The following is a 26,559-nucleotide window of genomic DNA, read 5'->3' as shown; positions in this document are numbered from 1 at the left end:
CAGAGGCCTCCTTCAGTTCGGGCGGTGCGCATTCTGCTCGTCAGGGTCCGAGGTGGACCGGCTCTCTTCATCGAACAGGCGCACCGCCTGTTCATGGGCGTCATCCGGGACGCTGAAATCGTGCTGTTTGGCAAGATCGAGCAGGTGCTGATTGGCTTTAGTGTGATCCTTGATCATCTGCGGGGCAAACGCCTTTACTTCAGCCGATTCGGTTTTTTCCAAAGGCAGCTGGCGGGTCTGGATCTTGTGGCCCTGGTGCGGGCTGCGGCAAACCTTCACGGCCCGGCGCAGTCAGACTGACAAAGGGCCTTTCAATTGCCTGTGGGAGAACGTCATGGCCAGAGCCATCTGGAAAGGTGCAATCAGCTTCGGCCTGGTGCACATCCCGGTGTCGTTGAGTACCGCGATCAGCAGCGACCGGGTCGACTTCGACTGGCTCGACGAGCGCAGCATGGAGCCGGTGGGCTACAAGCGGGTGAACAAGGTCACTGGCAAGGAGATCGCCCGTGAGCATATCGTCAAGGGCGTGCAGTACCGGAAGGGCCAGTACGTGGTGATCAGCGAAGAGGAGATCCGCCAGGCCCGGCCGGAGGCGACCCAGACCATCGATATCTTTTCTTTCGTCGACAGCGGCGAAGTCCCCCTGCAGCAGTTTGCTACCCCGTACTACCTGAGCCCCGACCGTCGCGGCGGCAAGGTGTACGCGTTGCTGCGCGAAACCCTCGAGAGCACCGGTAAGGTCGCCCTGGCCAAGGTGGTGCTGCACACCCAGCAGCACCTCGCGCTGCTGCGCCCGCTGGAGGATGCCATGGTGATGATCATCCTGCGCTGGCCTGAGGAAGTGCGTGGTCTGGACAGCCTGGAACTGGATGCCAGCGTGCGCGACGCGAGTATCGACAAGCGCGAGCTGCAGATGGCCAAGCGCTTGGTCGAGGACATGAGCGGGCACTGGACGCCGGAGGATTACCGCAATGACTTCAAGGACACCATCATGAGCCTGGTCGAAGAAAAAGCCAGCCAGGGCAAGATCGCCACGGTCGAGCCGCTGGAAGGCGAAGGCGAACAGAAAAGCGCCGACATCATCGACCTCACCGAACTGCTCAAACGCAGCCTGGGTGGGCGCAAGCCGGCGGCGAAGAAAGCGGCGCCAGCGGCGAAAAAGCCCGCGGGCACCAGCAAGCCGCGCAAAAAGGCCTGATCAGCCGGATGCCTGCGTTTCGTGCAGATGGCGCCAGCGCAAGGCGCCATTGGCGCGTTCAAACACCACGGTCGAACGGCGTACTGAGCGGTTGCCTGCGGCATCGGCCTGCCACTCGCGATAACCGACCACCGCCAGGCTCGGGCCTTCGGCGATCAGGTGCAGTTCATCGATGCTTATTTCCAGACCTGCACGCTTGCCGTGGGCTTGCTGAAACAGCGCGCGCAGGCCTTGGTAATCGAGCACCTGGCCGGGCAGGGTGATCATCGAATACAGCGGGCTGAAACGCGCCATCAGCGCATCGAACCGATCGGCCGGGGCAGTGCCGGACAACCATTGCTGGATGGCGACGTGGGCATCGAGGACTTCCTTGAAGGCGGGGTTGCGTTGGCTCATGGGCAGGTCTCAGTGAGTGCGGGTGATAAGCCCCAGGGCGCGAGTCCCGGGCAGTTTGAAAACCATTGGCAGCGGTAGCAGGGTTAGCAGCGCGGCCAGGATGAACGTGTGCGCAAACGCTTGCGGCGCCGGCAGCAGCTGATTGAGCACAGCGCCGAGCACGGCCACACCGAGACAGAAACTCAGTTGCCGGTTGAGGTTCCACAGGGCGCTGGCCTGGCCCATCTGCTCCGGCGCTATGGCCAGGAACGCCAGGCTTTGCGCACTGCTGCTGCACAGGCTGCTGCCCAGCCCAAGCAGGGCGAAGATCAGCGCCAGCCAGGCGTGATGCGCGGCTACCCAGGGCAAGGCCAGCCACAGGAGTGCGGCGCACTGGATCAGTATGCCGGCGCTCAGCAGCCACTTGGGCCCGGTCAGGTTGAAACGCCAGCGCACAAAAGCAATGGCGCCCAGGGCGCCCAGCGACCAGGGCAACATCAGCGCTCCGGTGGCCGTGGCGCTAAGCCCAAGGCGTTGTTGCAGGTACAGGGCTGCGACCAGGTTGGCGCCGATGAACACGCCCGGCACGCACAGGTAGACCAGCATCGCCGTACGCAGCAGCGGCTGGCCGAGCAGGTGCAGGTCAAGGATTGGCTGAGGGGCCGGTAACGGCTGGTTTGCAGGCAGCCAGGCCAGCACCAGTACGCCAGCCATTAACGTCAGCGGCAGCATGGCAAAGAAGATCCACCGCCACGAGCCCTGATCGACCACCACGCCACCCAGTGCCGGCGACAAGGCCGGTACCAGCAGGGCTACCATCATTACCAGCGAGGTCAGGTGGTGGCGTTGCTCAGGCGCATACAAGCGATAAGCCATGGCCTGGCCTACCGGAATCAACAAGCCACCACCGAGCCCTTGCAACAACCGCCAGCCAAGCAGGCTGTCGATGGTGCCGGCGCTGCCGGCGAGTGCCGAGCCCAGGCCGAACAGCGCCAGCGACAGCAGCAGTGTCTGGCGTTCGCCCAGCCGTGCGGCCATCCAGGTGCCCAGCGGTATCACCAGGGTCAGGCCGAGCATGTACAGGTTGCTGGTCCAGCTCAGTTGCGCCACCGAGGCGTGCAGTTCCTGGCCCAGCGCCGGGTAGGCGGCGTTGAGGGCGAACATGTTGAGCAGGTCGAGGGTGAAACCCAGCAAATAGATCAGGGTGACTTTCGAGCGATAGGGCATGAGCAGTTCGACGGGCCGGAGAAAGGCGCAGTCTAGAGGCTTGCAGGTGCTTGAATAAGACGCAAAAAACCGGCAGATTGGTCAAATTATTTTGACAATGGCGAAGGCATTGCATGGTCAGTCTCGACCGATTCGAACTGTTCTGCGCGGTGGTCCAGGCCGGCTCCTTCACCGGCGCCGCCGAGCGCCTGCAGCAAACCCGCGCCGCCGTCAGCTTCAGCATCAAGCAGCTGGAAGCTGAACTGGGCGTGACCTTGCTGACCCGCACCACCCGCCGAATTGCCCTCACTGATGCCGGCGAGCGCTTTTACCAGCGCTGCCTGCAGGTGGTCGAAGATGCGCGCGTCGCCATCGACGAGGCGCGCGCCGAGCATGCTGGCTTGCAGGGCAGCCTGCGCATTACCTCCACCGTCGAGTACGGGCTGAAAGTCCTCGCCCCGGCGTTGCAGGCGTTCTGCCGGTTGCACCCTGACCTGAGCGTGCGCCTGGAAACCCACACGTCCCAGGTCGACCTGGTGCGCGAGCGTTTCGATGTCGCCATCCGCCTGGGCCAGGCCCAGGACTCCAGCTACCGTGGCGTGTGCCTGGCCACTTACGACGTGCGCCTGGTGCTGGCGCCCAGCCTGCTGGCCGCCCATGGCCGGCAGATCATCGACTCACCTTCGCACCTGGCCGCCGTGGCGCAGCTGGTGCACAGCCGCTTCGAGCAGAACAGCCGCTGGGAACTGCAGGGGGACGCTGGCCGCAGTGCGGTGTTTGAGACGCACGGCACGCCCTTGCTGGTGTCCGATAACGCGTCAATCCTGCGTGCTTTCGCCGTGCAGGGTGCGGGTGTCGCCTTGCTGCCGGAATGGCTGGTGGCCGATGACCTGGCGAGTGGACAGTTGCTCGATGCGTTGCCCGCTTACCGCTTCGCCCGACAAAGTGTCTACGCGTTGTATCCGGCAAGCCGCCATGTACCGCGCAAGGTCCGTGCCTGGATCGATTTCATCAAGGCTTACCTCGCCGAAACGGGCGCGGGGGCCTGAGGCGAACCTGCTGCCAGCAGCAGGTAGTCGTCAGCCTTGAAGCGATGGGCGATTGCCCAATACTGAGTACTGAAACCAGGCCAGAGCGTGGTGACCTTGCCGCTGGCCTTGTCCTGGTACCAGCTCTTGCAGCCGGTCACCCAGACCGATTTTTCCAGGCGCCGCTGCAGATTCTGGTTGTAGCGCGCCTGGACCTCACGCTTGACCTCTACTACCTGGGCATCGGCTTGCCGGGCAGCTTTCAGCGCACCGACGATGTGTGCCACGTTTGCCTCGATCATGAACACCATCGAGTTATGCCCCAATCCGGTGTTCGGCCCGGTGATCAGGAACAGGTTGGGAAAGCCGTTGACGCTGGCGCCGACATAGGCTTCGGCACCCTGGGCCCAGACCTCGTTCAGTTCACGTCCCAGGCGCCCGCGAATACGCAGCTTGCCGAGCGCTTCGGTGGCCTGGAAGCCGGTACCGAAGATGATCGCGTCGACTTCGTGCAAGCGGCCATCGCAGGTCAAGACGCCGGTGGGGGTGATGCGTTCGATGGCATCGCTCACCAGCGAGGTATTGGCCCGTTGCAGGGCGGGGTACCAGTCATCAGAGATCAGGATGCGCTTGCAACCCATCACATAGTCGGGCGTGAGGCGGGCCCGCAGCTGGGGGTCGGCGACTTGCCGGTGCAGGTGTTGAAGCGCGATTTTCTCACCCAGGGCCATGTACTTGGGGTCGACCACCGTGCCAAGGGCCTGCACTTCGTTCAGCCAGTGAATGCCCCAGCGCTTGAGCCGCATCACCCCCGGCAGGTAGCGGTAAAGCGCTTTTTGCAAGGCGCTGAACGGGCGGTCCTGGCGCGGTACGATCCACGCCGGGGTGCGTTGGAACACACTGAGCCGCTCGACGCGCGGCGCAATCTGCGGCACGAACTGGATGGCGCTGGCTCCGCTGCCGATCACCGCCACGCGCTTGCCTTGCAGGGCATAGTCGTGGTCCCAGCGCGCCGAGTGGAAGGTGCGTCCCGCAAAGGTGTCCAGCCCCGCCAGGCGGGGTACCACAGGCTCGCTCAAACCGCCGGTACCCAGGATCAGGAAGCGGCAGCGTAGTGGCCCACCGTCGGTTTCTACCTGCCAGGTCAGGCGGCCCGCATCAAAGCTTGCGCCGCTGACGAGGGTGTTGAAACGCATGTGTTCGAGCAACCCGTGCCGTTCGGCAGTGGCATGCAGATAACCGAGGATTTCGGCCTGGCCCGGATAGGTGCGTGACCAATTCGGGTTGAGCATGAACGAGAAGGAATACAGGTGCGAAGGGATGTCGCAGGCTGCGCCGGGGTAGTGATTGTCACGCCAGGTGCCGCCCACCGTGGCGCCGCGCTCCAGAAGCAATACGGAGTGGAAACCGGCCTCGCGAAGCTTGATCGCCATGCACTGCCCGGAGAAGCCGCTGCCGACGATGATCACGTCGGCGTCCAGTTCCGTCGAAAGCTTGGCTCTTGGTTGATTGATCACAGCGTTCTCCGTTATCGAGCATCTTATTGTTTGATCATCATTGTTATGATGTGCGACGAGTCGAACCTGCCAACAGCGAGATCAATGCCCATGGCGATATCCCGAGAAGCCCCGGCCCGCACCCGACGCAAGGCGGGCGCTGCGGTTTCCAACAATGAACGCAAGCGCCAGGAGGTGCTGGAGGCCACGTGGCGAGCGATTCTTCGTGTGGGGGTCGAGAACGTCACGATCCGCGAGATAGCGGGTGAACTGCAGGCCACCACCGGGGCGGTCGTGCACTATTTCAGGACCAAGGACGAAGTGCTTCTGTATGCGCTGGACCACCTCATTACCGGCATGGTCGAGGAGGTGACCCAGTGCCTTGAAGGTGTCGAGGGTATCGCTCGCCTGGAGTGCATCCTGCACGCCTCGTTGCCGCTCGATGAGGCCGGTGAAACTGCCTGGCGTATCTGGCTGGCGTTCCTGCGTACGTGCGTGGGCAATGAAAAACTGGGTGCCGAACACCAACGGCGGTATGCCTTCATGCGCAGTGCGCTGGTCGACGAACTGACCCGCCTGCAGGCGCAAAAGGCGATCCGGGCCGGCCTCGACCTGAAGCTCGAAGCCGATGCCATGGTTGCCCTGGCCGACGGCCTGGGCGTTGGGCGAGTCATCGATCCCGAGCGCTTTGATCCTGAGCAGCAGCGCATGCTGGTCACGCGCCACATCGCGGCGTTTCTCACCCCACAGGCCTGAGGCGTACGCTTCAGTGGTGCGCATCGCAAGCCTCCCTGGCAGGCCGCATCAGCACCCGCACGTCGCGCCAACGGCCCCACACGTAAAAGCGCCCGATGTCGGTGTCCAGGCGGTCTATCGCAAAGCCCATCAGTTGCGCATTCAGCGCCAATGAACCCTTGATGCGCCGCTCCAGGCGTTCGGGCCTGGCGCTGAAGAGCCGGCGATGAAACACCAGCAGTTCGCCATTCAACGTCTGTACCAGCAGGCGATGGCCACGGCCGGCCAGCGTCAAGGCGAGCTGGATGGCCGTGTCGAGCAGAAACCACAGCAGCAGCGGCGAGATGATTTCAAACAGGGTGCGCTCGATGCCGTAGCGGCCACGCGCCTCGAAAAGCTCGTAGATGATGAGTTCGTTGATGACCTGTGAAGTCATGAAGCTGAAGAACAGTAGCCAGCCGGGGTGGATCTGGCGAAAGGCCCAGACATAGGCGTGCACCGGCTGTTCCAGCAGTTGTTCAAGCTCCGTCAGCATGGCTTGGCGTTCGCGGGTCAACACCAGCCCCGGCGGCGCGCCTTTCACAGTACGACCTCACGCAGCGTGATCACCGGTTGCTGGGTATCCTCGGCCTTGATGAAGGGCTGCAGCAAGGTGAAAAACTGGTCGGCATCGATGCCGGCCTCGGGGGCGAACGCACCTTTGCGGCTGATTTTGCCCTGCACCAGCATGAGCAGGGCTACTGCCGTCGGAATGCAGGTGTTGGGCCCCATGCCGCCGGGGATTTCGCCATTGATCCAGGCGCTGCACACATGTCGCCGGCCCTGGCTCAGGCCTTCGGCGATAGCGGACATTTCCGCTGGAATGTAACGCCGGCCAAACAGACTTTCTTTTGCCGAACCCACTAGCAGGGACAGGGACTCACCCAGGCTCAGGCCCGAAAGGTCGTTGTTCAGCGCGACTTTGCGCAATTCGGACGCCGCTTGGCTGACACTGTGGCCGCGCTGGTCGACGCGGGCCTGGATCAACTTCAGCAGACTGATCAGGCTGTTGGAAAACACCATCGCGTTGGCGCATTCGCGGATCGAGGCGAAAGTCGTCGGCAAGGTCACAGGTTCCGGATGCCCCACCGTATGGGCGCGCACCGCACCGATGCCGGGCACCAGCAGGTCTATTTCGGTCAATGGCAGGCCGCTGGCGATGCGACCACCGCGAAACACCGGGATGTTGCCGGTCAGTTGTTCGACCCAGTGATCGAGTGCCGCGCCCATGTCGGTATCGTGACTGGCTGCTTCCTTGGCACGCGAGGCGCTGCCCCAGGTGGTGACCACGCGGTGCGGGGCACCGACCTGGCGGATGGCTTTGCTGGCCAGCAGGTTGGCCACGCCTGGGCTGGCGCCCATGCCGACGATGGCGGTGATGTTCGCGGCTTGTGCACGCGCATCGAGGTCGAGCATTGCCAGGGTGGGTTCGGGGTCATCACAGATATCGATGTAGTGACAGCCCGCGTCGATGGCGCATTGCAGCACCGTCGTACCAAACAGGTAGTAAGGCCCGATGGTCGAGACCACCACATCGTAGTTGCGCAAGACCCGGGTGAGGGCCTCGGGATTGCGCGCATCGACCTGCAGCGCATCAATGTTCGATCGGCCCAGGCTGGCCACGTAGCGTAGCGCCTCCTCGGCGTTGCGGTCGGCTACCGTCAGCCAGGAAAAGGCCTGGAGCTGGATCGCCGTCTCGACAAAATGCCGGCCCATATGGCCACAGCCGCCTAATGCAATCACCTTCATGGTCGTGTTCCTGTCAGTTGGTTTTGTTGTAGGTCAGGGGCTTGGCGCACTGCCGCGACTGCAGAGGGGGCAGCTGTGCGCGAACGGCTTGGCGAAAATGCTTGAGCAGGCGCTCAGCCAGTGTCGGCAGGAGTGCCGCTGGAAGGTCGTGACCCATTCCGGCGATGCTTTCGAACACCGCATCGGGGATGTGCTCGGCGGTGCTGCGTCCGGCCTCGAAAGGTATGAGCGGGTCTTCCAGGCCATGCAGCACCAGGGTGGGGGTGTCGATCTGCGACAGCAACGGCACGCGCGACCCCGAGGCCAGGATCGCGGCGAACTGTCGTTCGATGCCTCCGGCCGCAGGTGCGTTGCGCCTGAGATCGTCTTCAAGCCGCGCTCGCAATTGTTCGCGTGGTGTCGGGTAGCCTGGGCTGGCGATCAGCTCCCAAAGCTGCAGGTTATGGTCGATCTCGCGCTGCAAGGAGGTTTGGCGCACCGGGTTGAGCAACAGCTTGCGCACGTCGGCACGGGCGTTGGGCAGGCGTCGATCACCGGAGCTGGACATGATCGAGGTCAGTGAACGCACCGCATAGGGAAAACGCGCGGCGACGATCTGGGCAATCATGCCGCCCATCGATGCGCCGACCAGGTGCACCGGGCCCAGCTTGAGACTGTCGATCAAGCCCAGCGTGTCATGGGCCATGTCATCCAGCGAGTAGGGCGCGCGGCTGCGGCGGCCAACCTGTGCGTTCAGGTAGTGCCAGGCCAGGTGCGGTGTACCGCACATGCGGCTGGACTTGCCGATGTCGCGGTTGTCGAAACGGATCACCCGAAAGCCCGCTTTGACAAGGCTGTGTACCAGCGCGTCGGGCCATGCGGTCAGCTGCTGGGCAAGGCCATGGACCAACAGCACCGGTGGCGCATGTTCGGGCCCGAGGGTCTCGTAGGCGAGGGTGATGCGGCCGATGCGGGCAAATCTCGGGTGAGGGGTCAATGGCGTTCTCCGCTGTGGATGGACAACACGGCTCAACAAAAAAGATCATAACGGTTATTATGTTTTTCGCAAGCAGCAGGCCAAACATCTCAAGCCGGCCGGCAAGGGCCATGGTCAAACGGCAAGGCTGGCAGCGGCCCTGACGGCCTGGGGGCGGGGCAGGTAATCAGCCGCCGAGCTGCCACAAGGCGTGGCAGGCCGGCGGTTCATGGCTGAGCAACAGATTCAGGGCGCCTGCTTAACGCGCGCTGGCCCACTTTTCCACGGCCAGTACATCGGCGATTTTCTCGCTGTAGGTTGCGGCATCGAGGTCTTCTGCGTTGCACAGGACTGCGACGGTGATATGGGCGTCGGGGAAATCCAGGAACTGAGTCGAGTAACCGGCCCAGCCGCCTGAGTGTTCGAGCAGCCGCGTCCCTTTGTACAGTTTGGGCGACAAGCCCATCGCATAATCCTCATGATCGATGGCGACCCGTGGGCCGGCTCTGGACATGACGGCCAACAGGTTGGGGCCACCGACAGTACCGTTTTGCAGATTGGCGCCCCATTTCATCAAGTCACCGACGGTGGAGTGCACTTGTCCGTCGCCGGTCACCTCCCACGGGCTTTCATACAATCGAGCGCCCCCCCAGAACGAGCGCTTGTAGCCGCGGGCGACCTCGAAGGTCAAAGGGTAGGTGTCGACGATCTGGGTGTGGTTCATCTCCAGCGGCTTGAAGATGGCCTGTTCGGAGAACTGGCGAATGCTTTTTCCGCTGACCCTCTCGACCACCAGCGACAACATGAAGTAGCCGGTATTGCTGTACGAAAACCGGGTGCCGGGAGCGAATAACGGTTGTTTCTCCGCTGCCAGCAATTGCAACGCCGTGGCCTGGCTCAGTGGCTTGGTATCAGGTATGCCTTGCGCCTCGGCCGCGTCCTCGTAGCTTGGCAGGCCACCGGTGTGATGGAGTAAATGGCGCAGGGTCACCGGATCGGCGTAGCTGCCCAGTTCAGGAACGTACTGGCGAACAGAGTCATCCAGCGACAGTTTTTTCTCAGTGGCCAAGAGGTGAATGGCAAACGCGGTGAATTGCTTGGACACGGACGCGAGGTTGAATACCGAATCTGCAGTCAGCGGCTTTTTCTTCTCGATGTCAGCAAACCCTGTCGCGCCTTGTATGACAAAGGCATTCTCTTTCTCGGCACTGAACACACAACCTGGGCCAGCTTTTCTGGAGAGCTCCTTGAAAATTCGGCCCATGTCGTTTTTGACTTGCGCAGGTGTGGTCTGAACCACCTGGCTAAAATGTTCGGCTGCCGGCGTACTCAGAAACAGCCAACTGACATCCATGGTGTTCTCCCTTACGATTTTTTACAGGTGCAACGATCAGAATTGCAGGTCGTTGGTTAACAACCTGAGAAACTTCAACCTGCTGCCTGTCGTGTCGGTTCAATGCTGCGCAACCGTCGGACAGGCGTCAGGCAAGCGAAAAAATCATAATGGTTATGATGGTTTTTAACCTGAGGGATTTTGTGAAGAAGTGCACCGCGCGGTTATGGCTTCTACGCTGTGCTGTTCACGACGCCTGGGTCGGATCACCCAGTTGCTCGAAATAGCTCGCCGATACGCTCATGTGAATACCAGCTCGAAAGGTTGCTGCAGCCGTGCCAGCGCCTCGCGGTCGAGTACCGGCGGTGTCTGCTCGTCGGCCTGCAGCTGGCTGGTATGGGCAGCGATGGCCTGCTGCTTGAGGGCCAGCACCGCGCGGTCGAGAAACAGCTTGTGGGCGCGCTGCCAGGGCAGCCGCGGATCGCTCGGACGGGCCCAGTGCCAGGCCCGGACCGGCACCTCGATCAAGCGCGCGCCGACGGTTTCACAGGCCCGGGCACAGGCGCGGCCCACAGCCTCATGATCGCAATGGCCGTCCAGGCGCCAGGTGGTCAGTACCTGATCGCTGGCGCTTAACAGCTGCACCAGGCGTTCAGCCAGCCAGCGTTCATGGTTGGCCACGGCGCTATCAGCCAGGCCCAGGCGCAGCCAGTTCAAGCGGGTCAGATCCAGGCCCAGGCGACGCAGGGCGTCGGCACTTTCCCGCGGGCGTTGCTGGCGCAGGCGTTCACTGGTCCAGTGGCGCGAATCAGGGTGGCTGGCTTCGCCATCGCTGACTGAGATCAGCAGCAGATCCTGCTCGCGGCCACGCATGCCGGCCAGCACGCCGCCGCAGCCGAGCACCTCGTCATCCGGGTGTGGGGCGACCACCACCAGGCGGCGGCCAACCGGTACCAGTTGAGCATGGGTGATGGCCGGCACCGCCTGCAGCGTCGCCGAGGATTGCCAGTGCACCAGCGGCGTACCGGGTGCGCGCATCGGATTTTGCGATTGCTGCAGGGTCATAGCTGCCAGCCTCCGTCGGGTGCTGCACTCAATTGCCGGCCCAGGTGAGCATCGTTCATGAAGTCGACTCCCGGGGCGAAGGGGGGGTGCCGTTGGTGTTCTTTTTCAGGCCGCGCAGGTTCATCGCGCACAGGCATACCTGCAGCACGATCAGCGCCCAGGCCTGAGCGTGCCAGCCCCAGACTGCCCACAGCAGGTTGCTGGCGATGAAGCAGACAAAACCGATCCGCCGCCGCCGCGGCTGACGCGAGCCGATCCACCAGGCGGCCAGGATCGTTGCGAGCATGGCCGGCCATTGCAGCAGGTCGATCCAGTCCAGGCCGTCCATTATTCAAGCCCCAGGCGGCGGCGCAGGTCCTTGCTGATCGACTGGCGTACCTGACCGTAGTCGGCCCAGGGGTCATCGCCCTCGGCCAGGCGTTCGCCGAGGTTGAGCAGGTGCCATTGGTTGGCGCCCTTGAGCGCGGTCAGCTCTTCCCGGCGAATCGGCACCGACACCGCCAGGCCTTCGCGGGCGCGGATTGAATAGGCGCAGACCGTGGTCGCGCCTTTGCCGTTGCGCAGGTAATCGATGAAGATTCGTCCGACCCGGTTCTTCGGCCCGGACACCGCCGACAGGCGCTCGGGGAAGAGCCCGGCCAGGTGCTGGACCATGGCCTGGCTGAAGCCCTTGACCTCGTCCCAGCCGGCGCGGCGGGTCAGCGGCACGACAATGTGCATGCCCTTGCCGCCGCTGGTCTTGAGGAACGACTGCAGCCCCAGTTCGTCGAGCAGCGCCAGGGTCAGTTGGGTGGCTTCGAGCATGGCCTTCCACGGCAACGCCGGGTCCGGGTCGAGGTCGAGGATCAGCCGGTCGGGCTTGTCGAAGTCCTTGGCGGTGGCGTTCCAGGTGTGCAGTTCGAGGGTGTTCATCTGCACTGCGCCCAGCAGGGTTTCAGCCTGGTCGATGATCATCAGCGCCTGGCCGGCTTCGGCCTTGTCGTGGCTTTCAAGGCCGGGGATGTTCAGTTGCGCGGCGTTCTTCTGGAAGAACAGCTCGCCGGCCAGGCCATCGGGTGCCCGTACCAGGGCCACGGGGCGGCGCTTGAGATGGGGCAGGATCCACTCGGCGACCTGGGCGTAGTACTCGGCCACCTGGCGCTTGGTAATGCCGGTGCTGGCATCGATGACGCGTTCCGGGTGGGTCAGGTGCAGGTTGGAGGGGTGGCTTGCCGGGGTTTTCACGGGCTGCTCCAGGCCGATGGCCTTGGCCGGTTTGTCGTCGCGCAGGCCATGGAACACCGAATGGCGCACCACGCCGTCGCGGGTCATCTGCGCATAGGCGACCTCGGCCAGCAGCGTTGGCTTGAGCCAGTGCACACCTTTGGCCTCGGCGCCGGTTGGCGGCCTGCGGAACTGCGGCTTGGCGACTTCAAGCGGCGCCAGGCGCTGGTGAATCTGCGCCAGGGTCGCGCTGTTGAAACCGGTGCCGACCTTGCCGGCATAGCGCAGCTCGCCACGCTCATCGTGCAGGGCCAGCAGCAGTGCGCCGAAGGCCTCGCGCGAACCCTTGGGGTCGGTAAAGCCGACGATCACGAACTCCTGGCGCTGCTTGCACTTGAGCTTGATCCAGTCGCTGCTGCGCCGGTTCAGATAACTGCTGCCCAGGCGCTTGCCGATCAGGCCCTCCAGCGCCATCTTGCAGGCGCTGTCGAGCAGCGACTCGACGGTCTGGTCAAAGTCGGCAGAAAAGCGCAGGCGTTTTTCATCGGCTTTCTCCAGCACCTTCGCCAGCGCCGCGCGGCGCTGCTCCAGCGGGCACTGGCGAAGGTCCATGCCGTTGAGGTACGGCAGGTCGAACAGGTAGTAGAGGATCTGCTCGTCGCGGGCCTGGTCGAAGGCATTTTGCAGGGCCTGGAAATCCGCCACGCCATGTTCGTTGGCCACCACCATCTCGCCATCGAGCCAGGCCGATTGCACGCCGAGCTTGGCCAGGGCCTTGGCCTGTTTGGGCAGCTTGGCGGTCCAGTCATGGCCGTTGCGGGTGAACAGGCGCACCGCGTCGCCGTCGATGCGGGCGAGGATGCGGTAACCGTCGAATTTCACTTCGTAGCGCCAGTCGCCCTCGGGCGGAGTTTCCACCAGGGTCGCCAGCTCCGGCTTGAGCGAATCGGGCAGGGCGGCTTTCCTGGCGCCGCTGAGTTCGGTTTTGCTCGCGGGCCTGGTCTTGCTTGTGGCTTTGCTCGTCGCGGCCTTGGGTTTGCGCGCGATCAGCGTACGTTCGCTGAGCACGCTGTCCGGTTCGGCCTCGAGGATGTCGTAGTCCGCCTGCGGGCGCGCCTGGGCATCGTCGGACTTGATCAGCAGCCACTGCTCCTGCTTGCCGGCCAGGTGGGTGCGAAACAGGTTCCAGATCCCCGAGAGTTTCTCGCCCTGCAGGCGAAAGCGCAGCTTGCCCTTGGCATAGGCCGTGTGCGGATCTTCTTCGGGGATCCACACACCACGGTCCCAGACAATCACGTCACCGGCGCCATAATGGCCTTCGGGGATTTGCCCTTCGAAGTTGGCGTAGTCCAGAGGGTGGTCTTCGACGTGCACGGCCAGGCGCCGGACCTTTGGGTCCAGCGACGGGCCCTTGGGGATGGCCCAGCTTTTCAGGGTACCGTCCAGCTCCAGGCGAAAGTCGTAGTGCAGGTGGCTGGCGTCGTGTTTCTGGATGCAGTATTGCAGGGCATGGGCGGTTTCTTTGCCTCGGACAGGGTTTCCAGCCGGCTCCGGTGTGGCGTCGAAATTGCGCTTGCGCGCGTACTCCTGCAACGGCTTGGCCATGGCGGTGTCCTGCGGCTTTTGGACGGGTCCTAAGCATTGGGATTGGGCGGCAGGGCTGGGAGTTCAATCGGCTTTTGTTCGAGGTGGGGCTGCTGCGCACCCCATCGCCGGCAAGGCCGGCTCCCACAGAATTCGAGTGCGCCGCTATCCTGTGGGAGCCGGCCTTGCCGGCGATCGACCGCGAAGCGGTCGCCGTATCAGCCCTGTTTCTTGATAATCGCCTCACTGATGCTCGCCGGCGCTTCGGCGTACTTGGTGAACTCCATGGTGTAGCTGGCGCGGCCCTGGGTCATGGAGCGCATCTGGGTGGAGTAACCGAACATCTCGCCCAATGGCACCTCGGCGCGTACCACTTTGCCCGCCGGGGTCTCGCCGCCTTCCTGGATCATCCCGCGCCGGCGACTCAGGTCACCCATGATGTCGCCCTGGTACTCCTCGGGAGTCACCACTTCGACTTTCATCACCGGCTCCAGCAGCACCGCGCCGCCTTTTTGCGCCAGTTGCTTGGTGGCCATTGACGCCGCGACCTTGAAGGCCATTTCGTTGGAGTCGACGTCGTGGTACGAGCCATCGAACACCGTGGCCTTGAGGCCAATCAGCGGATAGCCGGCCAGCACGCCGTTCTGCATCTGCTCTTCGATACCTTTCTGGATCGCCGGGATGTACTCGCGCGGCACTACGCCGCCGACCACTTCGTTGACGAATTCCAGGCCCTCTTTGCCTTCCTCGCCCGGGGCGAAGCGGATCCAGCAGTGGCCGTACTGGCCGCGCCCGCCAGACTGGCGAACGAACTTGCCTTCGATCTCGCAGGTGTTGCGGATCTTCTCGCGGTAGGCCACCTGGGGCTTGCCGATATTGGCCTCGACGCCGAACTCGCGGCGCATGCGGTCGACGATGATGTCCAGGTGCAATTCGCCCATGCCGGAGATGATGGTCTGCGCGGTCTCTTCATCGGTGCGCACCCGGAACGACGGGTCTTCCTGGGCCAGCTTGCTCAGGGCGATGCCCATTTTCTCCTGGTCGGCCTTGGTCTTCGGCTCGACCGCCACCGAGATCACCGGGTCCGGGAAGTCCATGCGTTCGAGGATGATCGGCTGGTTGATGTCGCACAGGGTGTCGCCGGTAGTGACGTCCTTCATGCCGATCAGCGCGGCGATGTCGCCGGCGCATACGTCCTTGATCTCGGCGCGCTGGTTGGCGTGCATCTGCACCATGCGGCCGATGCGTTCCTTCTTGCCCTTGACCGAGTTGAGCACGGCGTTGCCGGAGCTGAGCACGCCGGAGTAGACCCGGGCGAAGGTCAGGGTACCGACGAAGGGGTCGGTGGCGATCTTGAACGCCAGCGCCGAGAACGGTTCGTTGTCGTCAGCGTGGCGCTCCAGGTGCTTGTCTTCGTGGTCCGGGTCGGTGCCGTTGATCGCCGGGATTTCCGACGGCGCCGGCAGGTAGTCGATGACCGCGTCGAGCATCAGCGGCACGCCCTTGTTCTTGAATGACGAGCCGCAGATCGCCGGCACGATCTGGTTGGCCAGGGTACGTTGGCGCAGGCCGGCCTTGATCTGTTCGTTGCTCAGCTCCTGGCCGTTGAGGTACAGCTCCATGAACTCGTCATTGGCCTCGGCAGCAGCTTCGATCATGTGCGCGCGCCACTCGTTGGCAAGCTCGAACATGTCGGCCGGAATCTCTTCTTCGCGGTAGCTGGTGCCCTGGTCGTCTTCGTTCCAGTAGATGGCCTTCATCTTCACCAGGTCGATCTGCCCGGCGAAGTGCTCCTCGGCGCCGATCGACAGCTGGATCGGCACCGGGTGGTGACCCAGGCGCTGGTCGATCTGCTTGACCACGCGCAGAAAATCCGCGCCCTGGCGGTCCATCTTGTTGACGTAGGCCAGGCGCGGCACATGGTACTTGTTGGCCTGGCGCCAGACCGTCTCCGATTGCGGCTCGACGCCGTCGGCGCCGCTGAACACCACCACCGCGCCGTCGAGCACGCGCAGCGAGCGCTCCACCTCGATGGTGAAATCGACGTGGCCGGGGGTGTCGATGATATTGAAGCGGTACTTGTCGGCGAACTGTTTGCTTGAGCCCTGCCAGAACGCCGTGGTCGCCGCCGAGGTGATGGTGATGCCGCGCTCCTGCTCCTGGGCCATCCAGTCCATGGTCGCGGCGCCGTCGTGCACCTCGCCCATCTTGTGGTTGACCCCGGTGTAAAACAGGATGCGTTCGGTGGTCGTGGTCTTGCCGGCGTCAACATGGGCGACGATGCCGATGTTGCGGTACAGCTCGATGGGGGTGGTGCGCGCCATGAGGGGTCACCTGTGTGTGATGCGGATGAAGAGGGTACTCCCAAGGTAGCAGAAGTGCGCCGGCTTGCACGGCGCGGCATGGCTGAACAGGCTTCATCCATGGCCTGAGTAACCATCGGTTGTAAAGCCAGTGGTGCTGACGCTTAATCGTTCTATTCGATGCCTGCTGGAGTACGACAATGCCGCTGGAAAAATCCGTGAACGCCTGGTGCCAGAGCCATCCGCTGATCGCCGAACTGGTGGCGTTGCGCCCGACCAGCTGGTTCAACCCGGCCCTGGCGCCGAGCGCCGAAGCCCTGGGTGATGTGGCGCTGAGCGCTGAAGATATTCACGAGGCCAGCGCCAGGCTCGAACGCTTTGCCCCGTTCATCGCCTCGGCCTTCCCCGAGACCGCAGCCGTTGCCGGCATCATCGAATCGCCGTTGTTGCCGCTGCATGCCCTGCAGGCGGTGCTCTGTGCCGAACAGCAACTGCCGCCAACCGGCGCCCTGTGGCTCAAGGCCGACAACCTGCTGCCGATTTCCGGCTCGATCAAGGCCCGCGGCGGCATCTATGAAGTGCTCAAGCACGCCGAAGACCTGGCCCTGGCCGGTGGCCTGCTGCAGCCGGGCGACAGCTACGCCAAGCTCGACAGCGATCAGGCCCGGGCCTTTTTTAGCCGGTACAGTGTGGCGGTCGGCTCCACCGGCAACCTGGGCCTGTCGATCGGCATCATCAGTGCGCGCCTGGGCTTCAAGGCCACGGTGCACATGTCCGCCGATGCCCGCCAGTGGAAGAAGGATCGCCTGCGCGCCTGCGGTGTCGAGGTGCGTGAGTACAGCGCCGACTACAGCGTGGCGGTGGAGCAGGGGCGCCAGGAGGCCGAGGCCGACCCGCACTGCCATTTTGTCGATGATGAAAACTCGCTGAACCTGTTCCTCGGTTACGCCGTGGCGGCCGAGCGCCTGCAGCGCCAGCTGGCAGCGCAGGGCATACAGGTCGACGCCGAGCATCCGCTGTTCGTCTACCTGCCCTGTGGCGTCGGCGGTGGCCCTGGCGGCGTGGCCTTCGGTCTCAAGCATATCTTCGGCGATGCGGTGCATTGCCTGTTCGCCGAGCCGACCCATTCACCGTGCATGTTCCTTGGCGTGTACACCGGCTTGCACGACGGTGTGTCGGTGTATGACTTCGGCATCGACAACCAGACTGCCGCCGACGGCCTGGCGGTGGGGCGGCCCTCGGGCTTTGTCGGGCGCTCGCTACAGCGCCTGATCGACGGCTACTACACCGTCAGCGATGCCACCCTGTACCGCCAGCTCGCACAAATGCAGGCGTGTGAAGGCATCGAGCTGGAACCGTCGGCACTGGCCGGGCTGGCGGGCATGTTCAGCGTGTTGCAAGAGCAGCAAGGCTACCGTCAGCGTCTGGGTCTGAGCGATGAGCGCATGGCCCGCGCCACCCACCTGGTCTGGGGCACCGGCGGCAGCATGGTGCCGCGCGACGAGATGGACCGCTACCTGGCCAAGGGCCGCGCCGTGCTGGCCGGCAATTGAGCATGCTCAACCTGCCCGATCGGCTCGGCACCCGCTTGAGCGGCGCCCAGTTCGCCAACCTGCACACCTTCCTCGCGGTCGCCCGGCACCTGAGCTTCAGCCTGGCGGCGCAGGAGCTGTGCCTGACCGCCAGCGCCGTCAGCCATCGTATCGCCCGCCTGGAGCAGGCCCTGGCGCTACGCCTGTTCGAACGCCTGACCCGGCGCATCCGCCTGACCGTCGAAGGCGAGCGGCTCTATCAGGTGCTGCAAGGCTTCGAAGCGCAACTGCAGGAAGCCCTGCAGCCTTCGACGCAGGAAGTCAGCGGATCCCTGAGCCTCTATGTGCGGCCTTCGGTGGCCCAGCACTGGCTGGTGCCGCGCCTGGCGGATTTTCAGCAGCGCTATCCGCAGGTCAGCCTGGACATACGCACCGGCAACGACCCGGTGGATTTTCGCACCCGGCCGGTGGACCTGGCCTTGCTGTATGGCGACGGCGAGTTTCCGGGGCTGGTCAGCCAATTGTTGATGGACGAGCGGGTCGCCCCGGTGTGCAGCCCGAAGTACGCCGAACGCCACGGCCTGATCGGCCACCCCGAGCGTCTGGCCCAGTGCACCTTGCTGCACGATGCCCTGGCCTGGGAACACGCCGCCTTTGATGCCGAGTGGCAACGCTGGGCCCGCGAGCAGGGCGTGCAGCAGCACCTGCCCGCCAGCCACCTGACCTTCGACCGCTCCGACCTGTGCAGCGCCGCCGCCAGCCATCATGCCGGTGTGGCCATGGGGCGCCAGCGCCTGGTGCAGCCGTTGCTTGATCAAGGCGCGCTGATCCTGCCCCTGGTCGGCTTCAGCCAGACGCCGGGGCAGGGCTATTACCTGGTGCATCCGCCGCACGATCCTTTGCCGCTGCGCTTGCGGGTGATGATTGAGTGGTTGCAGGGGTGTGTGCTCAGCTGACCTCGGCCGTCGTGCACAGGCGTGCCAATGGCGTGAGCTCGCGGGCAAAATGTTCGATCGCCAGCACATAGCCGTGGCTGCCGAAGCCGGCCAGCACTGCCTTGGCCACCAGCGACACATAGGAGTGGTGGCGGAAGGCTTCACGGCGGTGGACGTTGGAGATGTGCACCTCGATCACCGGCACCTCGGCGGCAATCAAGGCGTCATGAATCGCCACCGAAGTATGGGTCCAGGCCCCGGGGTTGATGACAATCCCGGCGACCCGGCCCCGGGCCTGGTGAATCCAGTCGATCAGCTGGCCTTCGTGGTTGGTCTGCTGGAATTCCAGCTTCAGTTCCAGCCGGCTGGCCGCCTGCTGGCAGAGGCTTTCGACATCGGCCAGGGTCTCGCGGCCGTAGACCTCCGGTTGGCGCAGGCCGAGCATGTTCAGGTTGGGGCCGTTGAGCACGAGCAGGGTTTTCATGGTGCAGGTTTCCAGTCAGGGGGTTGGCGCACAGGGCGTCGTAGGCGGGTACAAAGGGCTCAGAGGCTGGCGGTGTGGACGATCTGGCCGCTGCGCGCGGCGCTGCTGATGGCTTCGACGATCTGCAAATTGCGCAGACCGTCACGCACGGTTACCAGCGGTTGTTGCTCGCCGCGAATCACCTGGCAGAAGTGCGCCAGCTGGCGGGCCAGCGGGTCGGCGTTTTGCCGCGGCGCCACGGCAGTGCTGAAGGGCTTCCACCACGAGCGCTCGGCCCGCTGCTCGTAGAACTTCAGGCGCATGGTCGGGATTGACAGCGTGCCCTGGGTGCCGCTGATCACGTAGCAGTCTTCGTCGGCGTAGCTGGGGTAATCGGGGTTCTCCCGTGCGGTCTGTTCCCAGCTGCGGGCGCAGGCGGCGGTGTCGGACAGCATGAAAGTGCCCAGGGCGCCGCTGGCAAAGCGCAGGCTGATGGCGACGCTGTCCTCGACGGCAAAGCCGCGGGTGGTGCTGGAAGCCTGGGCCTGCACGGCGACGATCTCGCCGCACAGCGAACGCAGGTTGCCGATTTCGTGGATCATGTTGATCAACACTGGCCCGCCACCGATCTGGCGGCGCCAGGGCGCAGCGTCGAAATAGTCGTCGGGTTTGTAGAACAGCGCGCTGCCCATGACCGCCACCAGCTTGCCGAGCAGGCCCTCGTCGATCACTTCGCGGGCCTTGGCGAGGATCGCACTGTGGGCGCGATGATGGCCGACCAGCAGCCGCGCCCCGGTTTGCTCGGCGATGGCCAGCAGGCGCTTGCCTTCCTCCAGGGTGTGGGCCACGGGTTTTTCGATCAGCGCGGCGACACCGTGTTCAACGCAGGCCAAGGCGCCTTCGACATGCAGGTGATTGGGCGTGGCCAGGATCACGCCGTCCGGGCGTTGCTCGGCGAACAACTGCTCAAGGCAAGGGTAGAGGGCAACGCCGTGGGCGGCAGCCAATTCGGCGGCGGCCGGGGCCGGGTCGACCAGGGCGGCCAGATCGCACTCGGCGCTGGCCTGGATCAGTTCGATATGCCGGCGGCCGATCAGGCCGGCACCGGCGACGGCAATACGGATCTTGTGCATGGCGCTCTCATTATTGTTATGCGGACCGCGACAGCGGTTTTGTGAGAGGCTAATAAAAAAATCCCAGGAGATAATCGGGCCAGATGAAGATTCAGAATGCGCTACTAGCGAATAATGAACCGCTGTTGCGCGACCTGCAGTTGTTCTGCGAAGTGGCGCGGCGTTCCAGCTTCATCGCCGCGGCTACCGAGATCGGCCTGTCGCCGGCCCACGTCAGCAAGCGCATCGCCACCCTCGAGACGTTGCTCGGGGTCAAGCTGTTCAACCGCACCACGCGGCGGGTGAACATCACCAGCGATGGCGAGGCGGCGTTCATCTGGGCGCAGAAGATTCTCGAGAACGTCGAGTCGATGCTCGAGGCGTTGTCCGGGACCCACAGCGAGCCGCGCGGCACCTTGCGCATCAGCACCAGCCTGCGCCTGGGCCGTGAGCACATCGCGCCGATCCTGTCGCTGTTGCGCAAGCGTTATCCGACCCTGGATATCTGGCTGGAGCTGCTCGACCGGCGGGTTGACCTGATTGGCGAAAATTTCGATATCGACATTCGCGTCGGTGAGGTGCAGGAAAAACACCTGATCGCCCATCGCATTGCCGAGAACAAGCGGGTGCTGGCGGCATCGCCGGAGTACCTGGCCCGGCGCGGCCCGGTGCGGGTACCGGCGGAACTGGCCCAGCATGATTGCTTGCTGTTTCGCAGCCGCGACGATCGTTTCGGCGTGTGGCGGCTGGTTGGCCCGGGCGGGCCGGAAACGGTCAAGGTTACCGGGCCCATGGCCGCCAACCACAGCGATATCGTGCGCCAGTGGGCCATGGACGGGCACGGCATCATCATGGCCTCGTATTGGGACGTGGCTGGCAGCTTGCAGGAGGGCTCATTGCTGAGGGTGCTGCCGGCGTATCACCAGCCTGCGGATGTCTGGGCGGTGACGGCGGCGCGTTCGAGCAGTTCGGCGAAGGTGCGCAGTTGCGTGGCGTTCTTGCGTGAGCAACTGGCTGAGGGGCCGTTTGCGTTGGCGGTGGGCGGGTGAGGGCGCATTTGGCAGGACAGGCCTAATCGCTGGCAAGCCAGCTCCCACAGGTGCCACAGAACTGTGGGAGCCGGACTTGCCGGCGATGGGCTGCGAAGAGCAGCCCCGGGTACTCAATCGCCGGCCTGCACCTGCAGCATCCATTGCCCGTCAACCTCACGCACCAGGCCGCTGGCCAGGAACAACGGCAGCAAGCGATTGTGCAGCTGCGGTTCGACGAAGCCTTTCACTGCCGTCAGGTCCAGCGCACCCAGCGCCGGCAGGTCGGCCTTGGTGTACGAGAGCCAGGCTTTCTTCAACGCATTGAGCACATCGCTGCCCGCCGTGTTGGCAAAGCGGCGGTTGAGGGTCTGGCCGTCGAGGACGAAGGTATGCTGGTACTCGTAGCCCGTTTCGTCACCGCTGCTGGTGCGGCAGCGGATGCAGGTGCACGGACCATCACCGAAGGCTTTGCCCAGGTAGTTGTTGAAATCCACCACGGGCTTGAGCCCCAGGCGCTTGTCGACCTCGAACATGTCCGAGGTCAGGTTCTGTTCAGCACTCAATGTCATTCCTCTGACAGGTTTTTACCGGGGGGCACAATACCAGCCGGGGCGGGCCGAGGGTACCTTCGTGCGTCGCCTCGTCGAAGGGCGCGGGCTTTTTCCGTGCTGCTCCATTACCCTATGCGCCCGTGAGCGTCAGCAGACGCCGATAGAATTGTCGTTGGAGTTCGACCATGTACAACTACACAGCCACCGTGACCGTCAGCGACGACCTGCATGCAGACGTTGAAGCCGTGGAAAACGTTGCGATTCGGGTGGGTCTTGAAGCCGTTACCGAGTCGCTGAAGAAGGTCCACTTTGTCGGTGCCCTGGCCGCTCCGGACAAGGCGACGCACATCTGCGTGACCCTCGACAACGGCCTGAGCTACTACGGCCCGATCGTTAACGGCCATGCCGAGCTGGAAGGCGGCTGGATCGCCTTTGAATGCGACATGCTTACTCCGCAAGAACTGGGCCTGTAATCCGTTGGGCTACAGCACAGCAGCCCAGAACAACCCGGCCAGGTACAAGGCCACGCCGAACACCCCATGAGCCAGCAGGCTGCGGCCCCGCGCCGCATTTGGCTTGGGGGTTTTCGAGGCGAAGAAGCCCGCGCCCATGCCGGGCTGCATGATCAGGTAGGGCGCCGCTACGGTCGCCAGGCCAAGCACGAACGCCGGCACAAAGCGTGGCTGCTGCGCCCACTCCAGCCCACAGAGGGCGAGCAGCAACGCGGCGAAAATCACCCCGATGGTGTAATGCGCACTCCAGCCAATCAGCCGTTCATTGGCCAGTGCCGGCGCCTTGGCGATGCTCTGATGGGTGAACTGCCCCTGTGGCATATGGCCGATCCAGCGTCCGACCAAACCCCAATTCGGCCCAGCCATGCCCAGCACGCGCTGCTGGAACAGCGACCAGAGGTCGGCCAGGGCGGTGGCCGTCAGGCCAATCAGTACCGCTAGGGTTAATCCTTCAAGCATGGCGTGCTCCAGTTGTCTTCATTCAATAGATTGATTGAATGATTGGCCAATGCTACCTTCCTGTCAATGACCGATATGAAAACCCAGCAGCACCAGCACATCGCCGAACTGGCGCGGACCCTTGGCCACGCCCATCGCCTCAACCTGCTCGAACAGATCGCCGCCGGCGAGCTTGCCGTCGAGCAACTGGCCCAGCAGTGCGAGCTGTCGGTGGCCAATGCTTCCCAGCATCTGCAGCACTTGCGTCGCGCCGGCTTCGTGCAGACCCGCCGCGATGGCAAGCGTGTGTTCTACCGGCTCAGTCCCGGGCCGATCCCGCAAGTGCTGGCGGCGCTCGGCCAGTTGGCGGCGTTCAACCGCGCGGCGATCCGTGAGCTGATGAGCGATAGCGTGAGCGCGCCCGAGCACCTGGAGGCGATCAGCAGGGAAGAGCTGCTGGAGCGTTTGCAGGATCACAGCGTGACCCTGCTCGATGTGCGCCCGGCCGAGGAGTTTGCCCAGGGGCATTTGCCGGGGGCGATCAACATTCCCTTCACTGAACTGCAGCAGCGCCTGGGCGAGTTGCCGGCCAGCCACGAAGTGGTCGCGTATTGCCGCGGGCCCTGGTGCGTGTTTTCCCGTGATGCGGTGACGGCCCTGAAAGCCGGGGGCTTCAGGGCGCGGCACTATCTTCAGGGTGTCGAACAGTGGCCGGGGCTACTGCAGGACTAGCCCAGCTCGGCGAGGCAGCGTTCGAGGATGTCCAGGCCCTCTTCGAACACTTCAGGCTCGATGGTCAGTGGCGCCAACAAACGGATGATGTGCCGGGCCCTGCCGCTGGGCATCAGCAGCAGGCCGGCGCTCCTGGCCGCTGCCAACAGCTGCGCCAGCTGCTCGGTGGCCGGTGTGCCGTCGGCCTTGAGCAGTTCGATGCCGCGCATGGCCCCGGTGCCGGTCAGGCGGCCCAGGTAAGGCGAGAGCTTGCTGGCCTGCCAGCGCTCGAAGCGGCTGACCAGTGCGGCTTCCTGGCGTTCGCCCCAGGTCGAAAGGTTGGCGTCGCTCATTTCATCCAGGGTCGCCAGGGCCGCCGCACACGCCATCGGGTTGCCGGAGTAGGTGCCGCCAAGGCCGCCTTTGGGCAGGTTGTCGACCAGCGCCTTGCGGCCGACCACTGCGCCCAGCGGCATGCCGCCGGCGATGCTCTTGGCCAGCAACAGCAGGTCCGGCTCGATGCCCAGGCGCGGGAAGGCGAAGCGCTGGCCGGTGCGGCCAAACCCCGACTGGATCTCATCGACGATGATCAGGATGCCGTGCTGGTCACAGAAGCTGCGCAAGGCTTTGGCGAAGTCTGGTTCCATTGCCAGGAAGCCGGCTTCACCCTGCACCGGTTCGAAGATGAATGCAGCCACATCGTTGACGTCGATCTCGACGCTGAACAGCCGCGCCAAAGCCTGAAGCGCCTGCTCGCTGCTGACGCCGGTGTCCCGGCTGGGGTAGGGCAGGTGATACACCGGCCCCGGCAACACGCCGACCCGCTGCTTGTAGGGCGCAACCTTGCCGTTAAGGTTGAGGGTCGCCAGGGTGCGGCCATGGAAGCCGCCGTCGAAGGCGATGATCGCGGTCTTGCCGGTGGCACCGCGGGCGATCTTCAGGGCGTTTTCTGCCGCTTCCGCACCGCTGTTGGTGAGCATGCCGCTGAGCGGGTAGGACACCGGTACGAACTGCGCCAGGCGGTTCATCAATTCGAGGTAGGGTTCATGCCCGGCGGCGTTGAAAGCGTAGTGAGTCAGACGCGTGGCCTGCTGCTGGATGGCGGCGACAATCCGCGGGTGACAATGGCCCAGGTTCAACACGCCAATGCCGCCAACGAAATCAATATAACGTTTGCCGTCGGTGTCCCAGACTTCCGCGTTTTTACCGTGGGACAGTGTAATAGGGTGAACTACGGAAATAGACTGGCTGATAGTTTCGTGACTCATTTACCCGTGCCCTCGCTGCAGTTTCTTATTATCTAAGCGAGGCACGGTAATTGAGTGCAAACGAAATAAAGGATTGCAATCATTCCTTCAAGTCGGGAACTTGCCCGGCCACACGTACACGTGCGGCAATCCACTCGACAAAGGCACGTACCTTGGGCACCTCGGCAGCATGCTCGGCATGGGCGATGAAGTGCGAGCCTTCACTGGTTTTGGGGTGGTTCCAGGGGATCACCAGTTTGCCCTCGGCCAGCTCTTCGGCCACCAGGTAGCGCGGGATCAGGGCGATGCCGCAGCCGGCCTGGGCGGCGCGGATGCACATGTAGAAGGTGTCGAAGCGCGGGCCGTGGTAGCTGTTCTGCGTGTGCAGGCCCTGGCCGAGGAACCACTCGTGCCAGGCCTCGGGCCGCGAGGTGCACTGCAGCAGGCGGTGTTCGGTGAGCGATTCGGCGCTGTCGAAACGCTGTCGGGCCAGCAGCTCCGGCGCGCACACCGGCACCACCTGCTCCTTGAACAGCTCGATGCAGGTTGCCCCGGGCCAGGTGCCCTGGCCGAAAAAGAAGGCGATGTCGGCCTTGGCCTGGACCAGGTCGAAGGGCTCCAGTTCGTTACGAATGTCCAGGTGGATTCGCGGATGGCGCTCGCCGAAACCCTTGAGGTTGGGCACCAGCCAGCGCTCGCCGAAGGTCGGCTGGGTGGCAATGCGCAGCACCTCGGTTTCGCCGCCGTAGCTGAGGATGTAGCGGCTGGACATGTCCAGTTGCACCAGGATCTTGTTCACCTCGGCCAGGTACAGGGCGCCGGCCGGGGTCAGGTGCAGGCGCCGGCGGATACGCTGGAACAGCGGGTGCGAGAGCATCTCTTCAAGCTGCGCGACCTGCTTGCTCACCGCGCTCTGGGTCAGGTGCAGCTCTTGCGCGGCGCGGGTAAAGCTCAGGTGCCGGGCGGCGGCTTCGAAGCACTGCAGGGCGGTGGTGGAGGGCATCAGGCGTTTGGACATGGGCGGGATCAACCGGGCGAAAAAGAGATAAGGTCATTCCGTTACGGAATCATGTGCTTCTAAAAGGTCGTTTGTGAGCAGCGGCCCTATAGATTAATACTGACCTGCATCAATGATTTCAACCCGTATCCGCTGTAGGAGAATAATAAGATGGTTGCTGAACTACTTACCCGTTTGGGCGTGCCCGAAAGTTTATATAACGGCGGCACTCATGCTGTTTTTACGCCCATCGACGGCAGCCAGATCGCAGCGCTTACCCTGGAGAGCAAAGAGGCGGTCACCCGCCGAATCGACGCCGCCCATGCGGCCTTTTTGCACTGGCGCGATGTGCCGGCGCCGCGCCGTGGCGAACTGGTGCGCCTGTTTGGCGAAGTGCTGCGCAAGCACAAGGCCGAACTCGGTGAACTGGTGTCGATCGAAGCCGGCAAGATCACCCAGGAAGGCCTGGGCGAAGTGCAGGAAATGATCGATATCTGCGACTTCGCCGTCGGTCTGTCGCGTCAGTTGTACGGCCTGACCATCGCCTCCGAGCGCCCGGGCCACCACATGCGTGAAACCTGGCATCCGCTGGGGGTGGTCGGGGTGATCAGCGCTTTCAACTTCCCGGTCGCGGTCTGGGCCTGGAACACCACCCTGGCACTGGTGTGTGGCAACGCCGTGGTGTGGAAGCCGTCGGAGAAAACCCCGCTGACCGCGCTGGCCTGCCAGGCGCTGTTCGAAAAAGCCCTGAAAGCCTTTGG

At 63.9% G+C, this 26,559-nt stretch carries 27 protein-coding genes; 9 read left to right on the top strand and 18 right to left on the bottom strand.

Annotation, left to right across the window (positions count from 1 at the left end; translation table 11 throughout):
• Positions 1–12: 12 nt before the first annotated feature.
• Complete coding sequence (locus tag JV241A_RS12290; protein WP_233674788.1) at positions 13–279, bottom strand: DUF4142 domain-containing protein; 267 nt, start codon at positions 277–279, stop codon at positions 13–15.
• A 55-nt stretch (positions 280–334) separates the two neighbouring features.
• On the opposite strand from JV241A_RS12290, the gene JV241A_RS12285 reads away from it, so the two are divergent.
• A complete protein-coding gene (locus JV241A_RS12285; protein WP_115086934.1) occupies positions 335–1,198 on the top strand; it encodes a Ku protein in 864 nt (287 codons plus the stop codon).
• On the opposite strand, the gene JV241A_RS12280 is transcribed toward JV241A_RS12285, so the two are convergent.
• Both JV241A_RS12280 and JV241A_RS12275 read right to left on the bottom strand, forming a co-directional pair.
• Positions 1,199–1,594, bottom strand: a complete 396-nt coding sequence (locus JV241A_RS12280) for a nuclear transport factor 2 family protein (protein ID WP_134062765.1) — start codon at positions 1,592–1,594, stop codon at positions 1,199–1,201.
• Positions 1,595–1,603: 9 nt separating this feature from the next.
• The gene (locus JV241A_RS12275; protein ID WP_134062763.1) at positions 1,604–2,800 is read right to left on the bottom strand and encodes an MFS transporter; all 1,197 of its coding nucleotides are present in this window, start codon (positions 2,798–2,800) and stop codon (positions 1,604–1,606) included.
• A gap of 113 nt (positions 2,801–2,913) precedes the next feature.
• On the opposite strand from JV241A_RS12275, the gene JV241A_RS12270 reads away from it, so the two are divergent.
• Entirely contained in the window at positions 2,914–3,828 is a 915-nt protein-coding gene (locus JV241A_RS12270) for a LysR family transcriptional regulator (protein ID WP_134062761.1), read from the top strand.
• Here JV241A_RS12270 and JV241A_RS12265 read toward each other — a convergent pair.
• On the bottom strand, positions 3,798–5,324 hold the full coding sequence (locus JV241A_RS12265) for an NAD(P)/FAD-dependent oxidoreductase (RefSeq protein ID WP_240047858.1): 1,527 nt from the start codon (positions 5,322–5,324) through the stop codon (positions 3,798–3,800). The genes JV241A_RS12270 and JV241A_RS12265 overlap by 31 nt on opposite strands.
• 90 nt (positions 5,325–5,414) lie before the next feature.
• Between JV241A_RS12265 and JV241A_RS12260 the strand changes: the two genes are divergently transcribed.
• Positions 5,415–6,059 (top strand): TetR family transcriptional regulator C-terminal domain-containing protein, encoded by a 645-nt coding sequence (locus tag JV241A_RS12260; protein ID WP_166675687.1) that lies wholly within the window; start codon positions 5,415–5,417, stop codon positions 6,057–6,059.
• 10 nt (positions 6,060–6,069) lie between these two features.
• Here the strand turns inward: JV241A_RS12260 and JV241A_RS12255 are convergent, their stop codons facing one another.
• The 8 genes from JV241A_RS12255 to fusA all read right to left on the bottom strand — a co-directional run bounded on the left by JV241A_RS12255 (position 6,070) and on the right by fusA (position 16,290).
• Positions 6,070–6,621 carry a hypothetical protein gene (locus JV241A_RS12255; protein ID WP_166675686.1) on the bottom strand — a complete coding sequence of 184 codons (552 nt, stop codon included), beginning with the start codon at positions 6,619–6,621 and terminating at the stop codon, positions 6,070–6,072.
• Positions 6,618–7,826: a saccharopine dehydrogenase NADP-binding domain-containing protein gene (locus tag JV241A_RS12250; protein ID WP_115086928.1), complete on the bottom strand. Its 1,209-nt coding sequence runs from the start codon at positions 7,824–7,826 to the stop codon at positions 6,618–6,620. The genes JV241A_RS12255 and JV241A_RS12250 overlap by 4 nt, the downstream gene beginning before the upstream one ends.
• A gap of 13 nt (positions 7,827–7,839) precedes the next feature.
• The gene (locus JV241A_RS12245) at positions 7,840–8,802 is read right to left on the bottom strand and encodes an alpha/beta hydrolase (RefSeq protein WP_166675685.1); all 963 of its coding nucleotides are present in this window, start codon (positions 8,800–8,802) and stop codon (positions 7,840–7,842) included.
• Positions 8,803–9,040: 238 nt separating this feature from the next.
• Complete coding sequence (locus tag JV241A_RS12240) at positions 9,041–10,135, bottom strand: serine hydrolase domain-containing protein (protein WP_205125911.1); 1,095 nt, start codon at positions 10,133–10,135, stop codon at positions 9,041–9,043.
• Positions 10,136–10,414: 279 nt separating this feature from the next.
• Positions 10,415–11,179 carry a PIG-L family deacetylase gene (locus JV241A_RS12235; protein WP_134062753.1) on the bottom strand — a complete coding sequence of 255 codons (765 nt, stop codon included), beginning with the start codon at positions 11,177–11,179 and terminating at the stop codon, positions 10,415–10,417.
• Between the two features lie 55 nt (positions 11,180–11,234).
• Entirely contained in the window at positions 11,235–11,507 is a 273-nt protein-coding gene (locus JV241A_RS12230; protein WP_134062751.1) for a hypothetical protein, read from the bottom strand.
• A complete protein-coding gene (ligD, locus tag JV241A_RS12225; RefSeq protein ID WP_134062749.1) occupies positions 11,507–13,987 on the bottom strand; it encodes a DNA ligase D in 2,481 nt (826 codons plus the stop codon). The genes JV241A_RS12230 and ligD overlap by 1 nt, the downstream gene beginning before the upstream one ends.
• A 197-nt stretch (positions 13,988–14,184) precedes the next feature.
• Positions 14,185–16,290 (bottom strand): elongation factor G, encoded by a 2,106-nt coding sequence (gene fusA / locus JV241A_RS12220; RefSeq protein ID WP_134062747.1) that lies wholly within the window; start codon positions 16,288–16,290, stop codon positions 14,185–14,187.
• Positions 16,291–16,469: 179 nt separating this feature from the next.
• Between fusA and JV241A_RS12215 the strand changes: the two genes are divergently transcribed.
• Positions 16,470–17,822 carry a D-serine ammonia-lyase gene (locus JV241A_RS12215; RefSeq protein ID WP_134062745.1) on the top strand — a complete coding sequence of 451 codons (1,353 nt, stop codon included), beginning with the start codon at positions 16,470–16,472 and terminating at the stop codon, positions 17,820–17,822.
• 2 nt (positions 17,823–17,824) lie between these two features.
• On the top strand, positions 17,825–18,757 hold the full coding sequence (gene dsdC, locus JV241A_RS12210) for a DNA-binding transcriptional regulator DsdC (protein ID WP_115086921.1): 933 nt from the start codon (positions 17,825–17,827) through the stop codon (positions 18,755–18,757).
• Here the strand turns inward: dsdC and aroQ are convergent.
• Both aroQ and JV241A_RS12200 read right to left on the bottom strand, forming a co-directional pair.
• The gene (gene aroQ, locus JV241A_RS12205) at positions 18,750–19,220 is read right to left on the bottom strand and encodes a type II 3-dehydroquinate dehydratase (RefSeq protein ID WP_115086920.1); all 471 of its coding nucleotides are present in this window, start codon (positions 19,218–19,220) and stop codon (positions 18,750–18,752) included. The genes dsdC and aroQ overlap by 8 nt on opposite strands.
• 59 nt (positions 19,221–19,279) lie before the next feature.
• On the bottom strand, positions 19,280–20,332 hold the full coding sequence (locus JV241A_RS12200; protein WP_134062743.1) for a Gfo/Idh/MocA family oxidoreductase: 1,053 nt from the start codon (positions 20,330–20,332) through the stop codon (positions 19,280–19,282).
• 83 nt (positions 20,333–20,415) lie between these two features.
• Between JV241A_RS12200 and JV241A_RS12195 the strand changes: the two genes are divergently transcribed.
• A complete protein-coding gene (locus tag JV241A_RS12195; protein WP_134062741.1) occupies positions 20,416–21,360 on the top strand; it encodes a LysR family transcriptional regulator in 945 nt (314 codons plus the stop codon).
• Between the two features lie 113 nt (positions 21,361–21,473).
• Here JV241A_RS12195 and JV241A_RS12190 read toward each other — a convergent pair whose 3' ends face one another.
• Positions 21,474–21,905: a hypothetical protein gene (locus tag JV241A_RS12190; RefSeq protein ID WP_177414868.1), complete on the bottom strand. Its 432-nt coding sequence runs from the start codon at positions 21,903–21,905 to the stop codon at positions 21,474–21,476.
• Between the two features lie 173 nt (positions 21,906–22,078).
• Between JV241A_RS12190 and JV241A_RS12185 the strand changes: the two genes are divergently transcribed.
• Positions 22,079–22,366 (top strand): hypothetical protein, encoded by a 288-nt coding sequence (locus JV241A_RS12185; RefSeq protein WP_115086916.1) that lies wholly within the window; start codon positions 22,079–22,081, stop codon positions 22,364–22,366.
• Positions 22,367–22,375: 9 nt separating this feature from the next.
• Here JV241A_RS12185 and JV241A_RS12180 read toward each other — a convergent pair whose 3' ends face one another.
• On the bottom strand, positions 22,376–22,864 hold the full coding sequence (locus tag JV241A_RS12180) for a DUF2938 domain-containing protein (protein ID WP_115086915.1): 489 nt from the start codon (positions 22,862–22,864) through the stop codon (positions 22,376–22,378).
• Between the two features lie 75 nt (positions 22,865–22,939).
• On the opposite strand from JV241A_RS12180, the gene JV241A_RS12175 reads away from it, so the two are divergent.
• Positions 22,940–23,575 carry a metalloregulator ArsR/SmtB family transcription factor gene (locus JV241A_RS12175; protein WP_115087124.1) on the top strand — a complete coding sequence of 212 codons (636 nt, stop codon included), beginning with the start codon at positions 22,940–22,942 and terminating at the stop codon, positions 23,573–23,575.
• Here JV241A_RS12175 and JV241A_RS12170 read toward each other — a convergent pair.
• A complete protein-coding gene (locus JV241A_RS12170) occupies positions 23,572–24,822 on the bottom strand; it encodes an aspartate aminotransferase family protein (RefSeq protein ID WP_134062737.1) in 1,251 nt (416 codons plus the stop codon). The two genes, JV241A_RS12175 and JV241A_RS12170, sit on opposite strands and share 4 nt — an antisense overlap.
• 79 nt (positions 24,823–24,901) lie before the next feature.
• Positions 24,902–25,819: a transcriptional regulator GcvA gene (gene gcvA / locus JV241A_RS12165; protein ID WP_115086913.1), complete on the bottom strand. Its 918-nt coding sequence runs from the start codon at positions 25,817–25,819 to the stop codon at positions 24,902–24,904.
• Positions 25,820–25,969: 150 nt separating this feature from the next.
• Here gcvA and JV241A_RS12160 point away from each other — a divergent pair.
• The coding region (locus JV241A_RS12160) for an aldehyde dehydrogenase family protein (protein WP_134062735.1) at positions 25,970–26,559 on the top strand (590 nt) is incomplete at its 3' end.

Origin of the sequence: Pseudomonas sp. JV241A (assembly GCF_900275665.1) — a bacterium.
Classification (GTDB): Bacteria; Pseudomonadota; Gammaproteobacteria; order Pseudomonadales; family Pseudomonadaceae; genus Aquipseudomonas; species Aquipseudomonas wadenswilerensis.
This window is presented reverse-complemented; position numbering and strand designations above follow the sequence as displayed.

Coding starts and splice junctions, on each gene's coding strand:
- JV241A_RS12285 (WP_115086934.1), top strand. CDS start 335: ATGGCCAGAGCCATCTGGAAAGGTGCAATCAGCTTCGGCCTGGTGCAC.
- JV241A_RS12280 (WP_134062765.1), bottom strand. CDS start 1,594: ATGAGCCAACGCAACCCCGCCTTCAAGGAAGTCCTCGATGCCCACGTC.
- JV241A_RS12275 (WP_134062763.1), bottom strand. CDS start 2,800: ATGCCCTATCGCTCGAAAGTCACCCTGATCTATTTGCTGGGTTTCACC.
- JV241A_RS12270 (WP_134062761.1), top strand. CDS start 2,914: ATGGTCAGTCTCGACCGATTCGAACTGTTCTGCGCGGTGGTCCAGGCC.
- JV241A_RS12260 (WP_166675687.1), top strand. CDS start 5,415: ATGGCGATATCCCGAGAAGCCCCGGCCCGCACCCGACGCAAGGCGGGC.
- JV241A_RS12250 (WP_115086928.1), bottom strand. CDS start 7,826: ATGAAGGTGATTGCATTAGGCGGCTGTGGCCATATGGGCCGGCATTTT.
- JV241A_RS12240 (WP_205125911.1), bottom strand. CDS start 10,135: ATGGATGTCAGTTGGCTGTTTCTGAGTACGCCGGCAGCCGAACATTTT.
- JV241A_RS12235 (WP_134062753.1), bottom strand. CDS start 11,179: ATGACCCTGCAGCAATCGCAAAATCCGATGCGCGCACCCGGTACGCCG.
- JV241A_RS12230 (WP_134062751.1), bottom strand. CDS start 11,507: ATGGACGGCCTGGACTGGATCGACCTGCTGCAATGGCCGGCCATGCTC.
- ligD (WP_134062749.1), bottom strand. CDS start 13,987: ATGGCCAAGCCGTTGCAGGAGTACGCGCGCAAGCGCAATTTCGACGCC.
- fusA (WP_134062747.1), bottom strand. CDS start 16,290: ATGGCGCGCACCACCCCCATCGAGCTGTACCGCAACATCGGCATCGTC.
- JV241A_RS12215 (WP_134062745.1), top strand. CDS start 16,470: ATGCCGCTGGAAAAATCCGTGAACGCCTGGTGCCAGAGCCATCCGCTG.
- dsdC (WP_115086921.1), top strand. CDS start 17,825: ATGCTCAACCTGCCCGATCGGCTCGGCACCCGCTTGAGCGGCGCCCAG.
- aroQ (WP_115086920.1), bottom strand. CDS start 19,220: ATGAAAACCCTGCTCGTGCTCAACGGCCCCAACCTGAACATGCTCGGC.
- JV241A_RS12200 (WP_134062743.1), bottom strand. CDS start 20,332: ATGCACAAGATCCGTATTGCCGTCGCCGGTGCCGGCCTGATCGGCCGC.
- JV241A_RS12195 (WP_134062741.1), top strand. CDS start 20,416: ATGAAGATTCAGAATGCGCTACTAGCGAATAATGAACCGCTGTTGCGC.
- JV241A_RS12185 (WP_115086916.1), top strand. CDS start 22,079: ATGTACAACTACACAGCCACCGTGACCGTCAGCGACGACCTGCATGCA.
- JV241A_RS12180 (WP_115086915.1), bottom strand. CDS start 22,864: ATGCTTGAAGGATTAACCCTAGCGGTACTGATTGGCCTGACGGCCACC.
- JV241A_RS12175 (WP_115087124.1), top strand. CDS start 22,940: ATGAAAACCCAGCAGCACCAGCACATCGCCGAACTGGCGCGGACCCTT.
- JV241A_RS12170 (WP_134062737.1), bottom strand. CDS start 24,822: ATGAGTCACGAAACTATCAGCCAGTCTATTTCCGTAGTTCACCCTATT.
- gcvA (WP_115086913.1), bottom strand. CDS start 25,819: ATGTCCAAACGCCTGATGCCCTCCACCACCGCCCTGCAGTGCTTCGAA.